This is a genomic window from Enterobacter sp. SCRI0065 (assembly GCF_059766475.1).
This window is the reverse complement of record NZ_JCBAJB010000004.1, coordinates 447,269-453,941: the sequence shown is the minus strand read 5'-3', so window position 1 is coordinate 453,941 and position 6,673 is coordinate 447,269. Positions and strand designations below refer to the sequence as shown.

The following is a 6,673-nucleotide window of genomic DNA, read 5'->3' as shown; positions in this document are numbered from 1 at the left end:
AGAGACTTTGGTATTCATTTAGCGTCTTGCGACGTTTAGAATCCATGTCACTTTGAGTGCCCACACAGATTGTCTGATAAATTGTTAAAGAGCAGTGCAACGCGGCTTTCGCTCACCGTTGCGAGGTGGCGTATATTACGCTTTCCTCTTTCAGAGTCAACCCTCAATTTCAGAATTTTTTCTCTTCAACCGAACCGGTTGTTGTGTGAAGTGATTCACATCTGCCGTGTCGATGGAGGCGCATTATAGGGAGCTTCCAAGGAATGACAAGCGGAAAAATACAATTTTATTTCAACCGCTCACATTTTCGCCGTAAAGGCTGTTTTTAGCGCTTTTTGAGGGCTTTTGGCAGTTCCGCAAGGCTATTAATCACCCAATCAGCGGCATTCTCTGCTTCAGGCGTTACCGGTTTACCGGTACGTACTAATACTTTGGTGCCTACACCAGCCGCTGTGGCTGCCTGCATATCTTCAAGTTTGTCACCCACCATATAAGAAGCGGCCATATCAATGTCCATAAACTCCTGGGCGGAAACAAACATCCCCGGATGAGGTTTACGGCAATCGCAGGTCTGACGATACTCCTCAACGGTCCCCTGCGGATGATGAGGACAATAATAGATGCCATCCAGCTCAACACCACGATCGGCCAGCGACCAATCCATCCATTCTGTCAGCGTCTCGAATTGGGCTTCGGTGAATTTACCCCGCGCAATACCTGATTGGTTTGTCACCACCACCAGCGCATAACCCATTTCTTTTAGTTCACGCATGGCATCGATAACGCCTTCGATAAATTCAAACGCGTCAATCTCATGCACGTAACCATGATCAACATTAATAGTGCCATCACGATCGAGAAAAATTGCAGGTACTGATTTTGCCACCGGTTTGCTCCTGAAAAAGGCATGTTCCATTAGTATCTCACGTTTCACAGCACAAGAAAGTGCTCATCACGCACTGTTGCATTGATTTAGCCGTCTGGATGCCTTAACATCCATTTATCTACGGGAGACTCCCGTATCGCGCAGAAGAAAATGCCACGGCTAACTCACATACGATAAAAATAATCTAATGATTAAACTTTCCAATATCACCAAAGTGTTCCAGCAAGGAACCAGAACGATACAGGCGCTGAACAACGTCAGCCTGCACGTTCCGGCTGGACAGATTTATGGCGTCATTGGCGCCTCGGGCGCAGGTAAAAGTACGCTCATTCGTTGCGTTAATTTACTGGAGCGCCCAACCGAAGGTAGCGTCCAGGTTGGAGACCAGGAATTAACAAAACTTTCTGAAAAAGAATTGACCAAAGCCCGCCGCCAGATAGGCATGATCTTTCAGCACTTTAATTTGCTGGCATCCCGTACGGTATTTGGCAATGTCGCGCTCCCACTGGAACTCGACAATACGCCAAAAGAAGAGATCAAACGACGCGTGACAGAACTGCTTGATCTGGTTGGTCTGAGTGACAAGCATGACAGCTATGCGGTCAACCTGTCCGGTGGGCAGAAACAGCGCGTTGCGATTGCTCGCGCACTGGCAAGCAACCCTAAGGTGTTGCTATGTGATGAAGCCACCAGCGCTCTCGACCCGGCAACAACGCGTTCGATTCTGGAACTGCTGAAAGACATTAACCGCCGCCTGGGTTTGACCATCCTCCTTATTACCCATGAAATGGATGTCGTGAAACGCATTTGTGATTGTGTGGCGGTGATCAGTAACGGTGAGTTGATTGAACAAGACACGGTAAGTGAAGTGTTCTCACACCCGAAAACCCCGTTGGCGCAGCAATTCATTCAATCCACTCTGCATCTGGATATCCCAGAAGATTATCAGGCTCGCCTAAAAGCAGAACCTGCAACTGATAGCGTTCCAATGCTACGCATGGAATTTACCGGTCAGTCCGTGGATGCCCCCCTGCTCTCTGAAACAGCCCGCCGCTTTAATGTGAATAACAACATCATCAGTGCGCAGATGGATTATGCCGGCGGCGTGAAGTTCGGCATCATGCTGACAGAAATGCACGGCACCCAAGCAGAAACACAAGCCGCCATCGCCTGGCTGCAGGAACACCATGTAAAAGTAGAGGTATTGGGTTATGTCTGAGCCGATGATGTGGCTACTGGTTCGCGGCGTTTGGGAAACGCTGGCAATGACCTTCGTATCTGGCTTTTTTGGCTTTGTCATTGGCCTGCCAGTCGGCGTACTACTTTATGTTACGCGCCCGGGCCAAATTGCTGAGAATGCAAAACTCTATCGCACCGTTTCTGCGTTAGTGAATATCTTCCGTTCTATTCCTTTTATTATCCTGCTGGTATGGATGATTCCATTTACCCGCATCATTGTGGGTACATCGATTGGCCTGCAGGCGGCAATTGTTCCTTTAACTGTCGGAGCCGCACCGTTTATCGCTCGTATGGTTGAGAATGCGCTGTTGGAAATCCCAACCGGGCTGATTGAAGCGTCTCGCGCTATGGGTGCAACACCTATGCAGATCGTGCGTAAGGTTCTATTACCTGAAGCGCTTCCTGGCCTGGTGAATGCCGCGACCATTACACTGATCACTCTGGTGGGCTATTCTGCAATGGGCGGAGCCGTTGGTGCTGGCGGTCTGGGTCAGATCGGATATCAGTACGGTTATATCGGTTATAACGCTACCGTAATGAACACCGTTCTGGTATTGCTGGTTGTGCTGGTTTATCTCATTCAATTCTCTGGCGATCGTATCGTCCGTGCAGTGACTCATAAATAACGTTACACAACACAAACTCGACGAATTAAGGATATAACATGACGTTTAAATTCAAGACCTTTGCAGCGGTAGGCGCGCTGATCGGATCTCTGGCACTGCTGGGTTGCGGTCAAGACGAAAAAGATCCGAATCACATCAAAGTCGGTGTTATCGTTGGCGCTGAACAGCAGGTTGCTGAAGCCGCACAAAAAGTCGCAAAAGAGAAATACGGTCTGGACGTTGAGTTGGTCACGTTTAACGATTATGTATTGCCTAACGAAGCCCTGAGCAAAGGCGATATCGATGTTAACGCCTTCCAGCACAAACCTTATCTGGATCAGCAGATCAAAGATCGTGGCTACAAACTTGTTTCCGTAGGCAACACCTTTGTTTACCCGATTGCTGGCTACTCCAAGAAAATCAAATCACTGGAAGAACTGCAGCCTGGCTCTCAGGTCGCCGTACCAAACGACCCAACTAACCTGGGCCGCTCCCTGCTGCTCCTGCAGAAAGTCGGCTTGATCAAGCTGAAAGATGGCGTTGGCCTGCTGCCGACCGTGCTTGATGTTGCCGAGAACCCAAAAAATCTGAAGATTGTTGAGCTTGAAGCCCCGCAGCTGCCGCGCTCTCTTGATGATGCTCAGATTGCATTGGCGGTTATCAACACCACTTATGCCAGCCAAATTGGCCTGACGCCAGCTAAAGACGGTATCTTCGTTGAAGATAAAGACTCTCCATACGTCAATATGATCGTGAGCCGTGAAGATAACAAAGATGCGGAAAACGTGAAAAAATTCGTTCAGGCATATCAGTCTGACGAAGTTTACCAGGAAGCCAACAAAGTCTTTAACGGCGGCGCTGTTAAAGGCTGGTAATCTTATCCTTATGTAATATCATCAGGGCGGGCGAAAGCCCGCCTTGTCATTTATGCAGGCAACTGATTCAATAACTGACGATTTGATTATTCATTGAGGAAATATTATGCGTGCTTTACCGATCTGCCTTTTAGCGCTCATGCTGAGTGGCTGTTCAATGCTAAGCAGATCTCCTGTTGAGCCTGTAAAAAGCACGGCGACCCCGCCCAAAGTGGAGCCTGCAAAACCGAAGGCACCGCGCCCAGCGCCGGTAAGAATCTATACCAAAGCTGAAGATTTAGTCGGCAAACCTTTCCGCGATTTGGGCGAAGTCTCCGGCGAATCATGCCAGGCATCCAATCAGGATTCTCCGCCGAACATTCCAACTGCGCGTAAACGCTTGCAGATCAATGCAGCCAAAATGAAAGCCAATGCCGTATTGCTGCATAGCTGCGAAGTGACCAGCGGCACACCAGGCTGTTATCGCCAGGCAGTTTGCATCGGTAATGCGCTTAACGTTACGGCTAAATGAGTGTATTTCAGTTTGAGCAAATAGGTGTTATTCGCTCCCCCTATAAAGAGAAGTTTGCCGTTCCGCGCCAGCCTGGCCTGGTGAAAAGCTGCGGCGGCGAGCTTCACCTTATTGCCCCCTATAATCAGGCCGAAGCGGTTCGTGGTCTGGAAGCTTTCAGCCACCTGTGGGTTCTCTTTATCTTCCATCAAACGATGGAGGGTGGCTGGCGCCCTACCGTTCGCCCTCCACGGCTTGGCGGCAATGCCAGAATGGGTGTTTTTGCGACACGTTCGACGTTCCGTCCAAATCCTGTTGGTATGTCTCTCGTTGAACTTAAAGACATTCGCTGCCAAAAGGATCGGGTGATACTTGAACTTGGCAGTTTGGATCTGGTAGACGGGACCCCGGTCGTCGACATCAAACCTTATTTACCTTTTGCGGAAGCGTTACCGGATGCCCGCGCAAGCTACGCTCAACAGGCTCCGCAGGCAGAGATGCCCGTATACTTCACGGCAGAAATCTCACTGCAACTACCGCAGCTGGAAAAACGTTACCCTCGGCTGGCTGATTTTATCGTCGAAGTTCTGGCGCAAGATCCTCGTCCGGCTTATCGTAAAGACGAAGAAGCAGGGAAAACGTACGCTGTATGGTTGTTAGACTTTAACGTTCGCTGGCGCGTCACCGAATCAGGTTTTGAAGTCTTTGCTCTTGAGCCGAAGTAATTTTCACCTCCTCTCTTTTGGCATCTTTGCCACACTGGTAAACTAAACCACTTTTTTTGTGTCAGGTTGACGTCTCAGCCTGGTCAAATCGTCGAAATGGAACCGTAACTACATGCGTACTAGCCAATACCTGCTCTCCACACTGAAGGAGACACCTGCCGACGCCGAAGTCATTAGCCATCAGCTAATGCTGCGCGCCGGGATGATTCGCAAGCTGGCCTCCGGTTTATATACCTGGCTGCCAACCGGCCTGCGCGTCCTGAAAAAAGTCGAAAACATCGTGCGTGAAGAAATGAACAACGCCGGTGCCATTGAGGTGTCCATGCCTGTAGTTCAGCCTGCTGACCTGTGGATGGAGAGTGGCCGCTGGGAGCAGTACGGCCCAGAACTGTTGCGTGTTGTTGACCGTAGCGAACGTGCTTTTGTTCTCGGCCCAACGCATGAAGAAGTGATCACTGACCTGATCCGTAACGAGCTGAACTCCTATAAGCAGTTGCCGCTGAACTTCTTCCAGATTCAGACCAAGTTCCGTGACGAAGTTCGCCCACGCTTTGGTGTGATGCGTTCTCGCGAATTCCTGATGAAAGATTCGTATTCCTTCCATACGTCTCAGGAGTCTCTGCAAGAGACTTACGACAAGATGTATGAGGCTTACAGCAAAATCTTCTCACGCATGGGTCTGGATTTCCGTGCTGTTCAGGCTGATACCGGTTCTATCGGTGGTAGCGCTTCTCATGAATTTCAGGTACTGGCGCAGAGCGGCGAAGATGACGTGATCTTCTCTGATACGTCTGATTACGCGGCCAATATTGAATTCGCAGAAGCCCTGGCCCCATCCGCACCGCGTGCAGCAGCGACTGAAGAGATGAAGCTGGTTGATACGCCAAACGCAAAAACCATCGCCGAGCTGGTCGAGCAGTTCAATCTGCCTGTCGAAAAAACGGTGAAAACCCTGCTGGTTAAAGCCGTAGAAGACAGTGCTTACCCGCTGGTTGCCCTGCTGGTGCGTGGCGATCACGAACTGAACGAAGTCAAAGCAGAAAAGCTTCCTCAGGTGGCGAGCCCGCTGACTTTTGCTACCGAAGCAGAAATCCGTGCAGTAGTAAATGCAGGTCCTGGATCTCTTGGCCCGGTTAACATGCCAATTCCAGTCGTCATCGATCGTACCGTTGCGGCAATGAGCGATTTCTCCGCTGGCGCAAACATCGATGGTAAGCACTACTTTGGCATTAACTGGGATCGCGACACCGCAATGCCAGAAGTGGCTGATATTCGTAACGTAGTAGCAGGCGACCCAAGCCCGGATGGTCAGGGTACGCTGATGATCAAACGTGGGATCGAAGTGGGCCACATCTTCCAGTTGGGTACTAAATATTCCCAGGCAATGAATGCGTGTGTTCAAGGCGAAGATGGCCGTAACCAGGTACTGACAATGGGTTGCTACGGTATCGGTGTGACTCGCGTCGTTGCGGCGGCGATTGAACAGAACCACGATGAGCGCGGTATCGTATGGCCAGACAACCTTGCACCATTCCAGGTAGCGATTCTGCCGATGAACATGCATAAGTCTTATCGTGTACAAGAGTTGGCAGAGAAGCTGTATAGCGAACTCCGTGCGCAGGGCATTGAAGTGCTGATGGACGATCGTAAAGAGCGTCCTGGCGTCATGTTCGCCGATATGGAACTGATCGGTATTCCGCATACCGTTGTGATCGGCGACCGTAACCTCGACAGCGATGATATCGAATATAAATACCGTCGCAGTGGTGAGAAGCAAATGATCAAGACGGGAGACATTCTTGATTATCTGGTGAAAGCCATCAAAGGCTAAAAATACAAACCCCGCGAAACGC

General features: G+C 50.1%; 7 protein-coding genes. 6 read left to right on the top strand and 1 reads right to left on the bottom strand.

The window, feature by feature from the left end:
- Positions 1-325: 325 nt before the first annotated feature.
- Positions 326-886 (bottom strand): D-glycero-beta-D-manno-heptose 1,7-bisphosphate 7-phosphatase, encoded by a 561-nt coding sequence (gene gmhB, locus AC6EMZ_RS14600; RefSeq protein ID WP_498403262.1) that lies wholly within the window; start codon positions 884-886, stop codon positions 326-328.
- Positions 887-1,073: 187 nt separating this feature from the next.
- On the opposite strand from gmhB, the gene metN reads away from it, so the two are divergent.
- The 6 genes from metN to proS all read left to right on the top strand — a co-directional run bounded on the left by metN (position 1,074) and on the right by proS (position 6,651).
- Positions 1,074-2,105 carry a methionine ABC transporter ATP-binding protein MetN gene (gene metN / locus AC6EMZ_RS14595; RefSeq protein ID WP_498403261.1) on the top strand — a complete coding sequence of 344 codons (1,032 nt, stop codon included), beginning with the start codon at positions 1,074-1,076 and terminating at the stop codon, positions 2,103-2,105.
- A complete protein-coding gene (locus tag AC6EMZ_RS14590; protein ID WP_498403260.1) occupies positions 2,098-2,751 on the top strand; it encodes a methionine ABC transporter permease MetI in 654 nt (217 codons plus the stop codon). The genes metN and AC6EMZ_RS14590 overlap by 8 nt, the downstream gene beginning before the upstream one ends.
- Before the next feature lie 38 nt (positions 2,752-2,789).
- Complete coding sequence (gene metQ / locus AC6EMZ_RS14585; RefSeq protein ID WP_498403259.1) at positions 2,790-3,605, top strand: methionine ABC transporter substrate-binding lipoprotein MetQ; 816 nt, start codon at positions 2,790-2,792, stop codon at positions 3,603-3,605.
- A 106-nt stretch (positions 3,606-3,711) separates the two neighbouring features.
- Positions 3,712-4,116 (top strand): envelope stress sensor lipoprotein RcsF, encoded by a 405-nt coding sequence (rcsF, locus tag AC6EMZ_RS14580; protein WP_498403257.1) that lies wholly within the window; start codon positions 3,712-3,714, stop codon positions 4,114-4,116.
- On the top strand, positions 4,113-4,820 hold the full coding sequence (tsaA, locus tag AC6EMZ_RS14575) for a tRNA (N6-threonylcarbamoyladenosine(37)-N6)-methyltransferase TrmO (protein ID WP_498403256.1): 708 nt from the start codon (positions 4,113-4,115) through the stop codon (positions 4,818-4,820). Before rcsF ends, tsaA begins: the two co-directional genes overlap by 4 nt.
- A gap of 112 nt (positions 4,821-4,932) precedes the next feature.
- Complete coding sequence (proS, locus tag AC6EMZ_RS14570) at positions 4,933-6,651, top strand: proline--tRNA ligase (protein ID WP_498403255.1); 1,719 nt, start codon at positions 4,933-4,935, stop codon at positions 6,649-6,651.
- The last annotated feature ends 22 nt before the right edge of the window (positions 6,652-6,673 follow it).

Excerpts from the sequence above, each read along its gene's own strand:
- proS (WP_498403255.1), top strand. The coding sequence starts at position 4,933 with ATGCGTACTAGCCAATACCTGCTCTCCACACTGAAGGAGACACCTGCC.
- metN (WP_498403261.1), top strand. The coding sequence starts at position 1,074 with ATGATTAAACTTTCCAATATCACCAAAGTGTTCCAGCAAGGAACCAGA.
- tsaA (WP_498403256.1), top strand. The coding sequence starts at position 4,113 with ATGAGTGTATTTCAGTTTGAGCAAATAGGTGTTATTCGCTCCCCCTAT.
- rcsF (WP_498403257.1), top strand. The coding sequence starts at position 3,712 with ATGCGTGCTTTACCGATCTGCCTTTTAGCGCTCATGCTGAGTGGCTGT.
- AC6EMZ_RS14590 (WP_498403260.1), top strand. The coding sequence starts at position 2,098 with ATGTCTGAGCCGATGATGTGGCTACTGGTTCGCGGCGTTTGGGAAACG.
- metQ (WP_498403259.1), top strand. The coding sequence starts at position 2,790 with ATGACGTTTAAATTCAAGACCTTTGCAGCGGTAGGCGCGCTGATCGGA.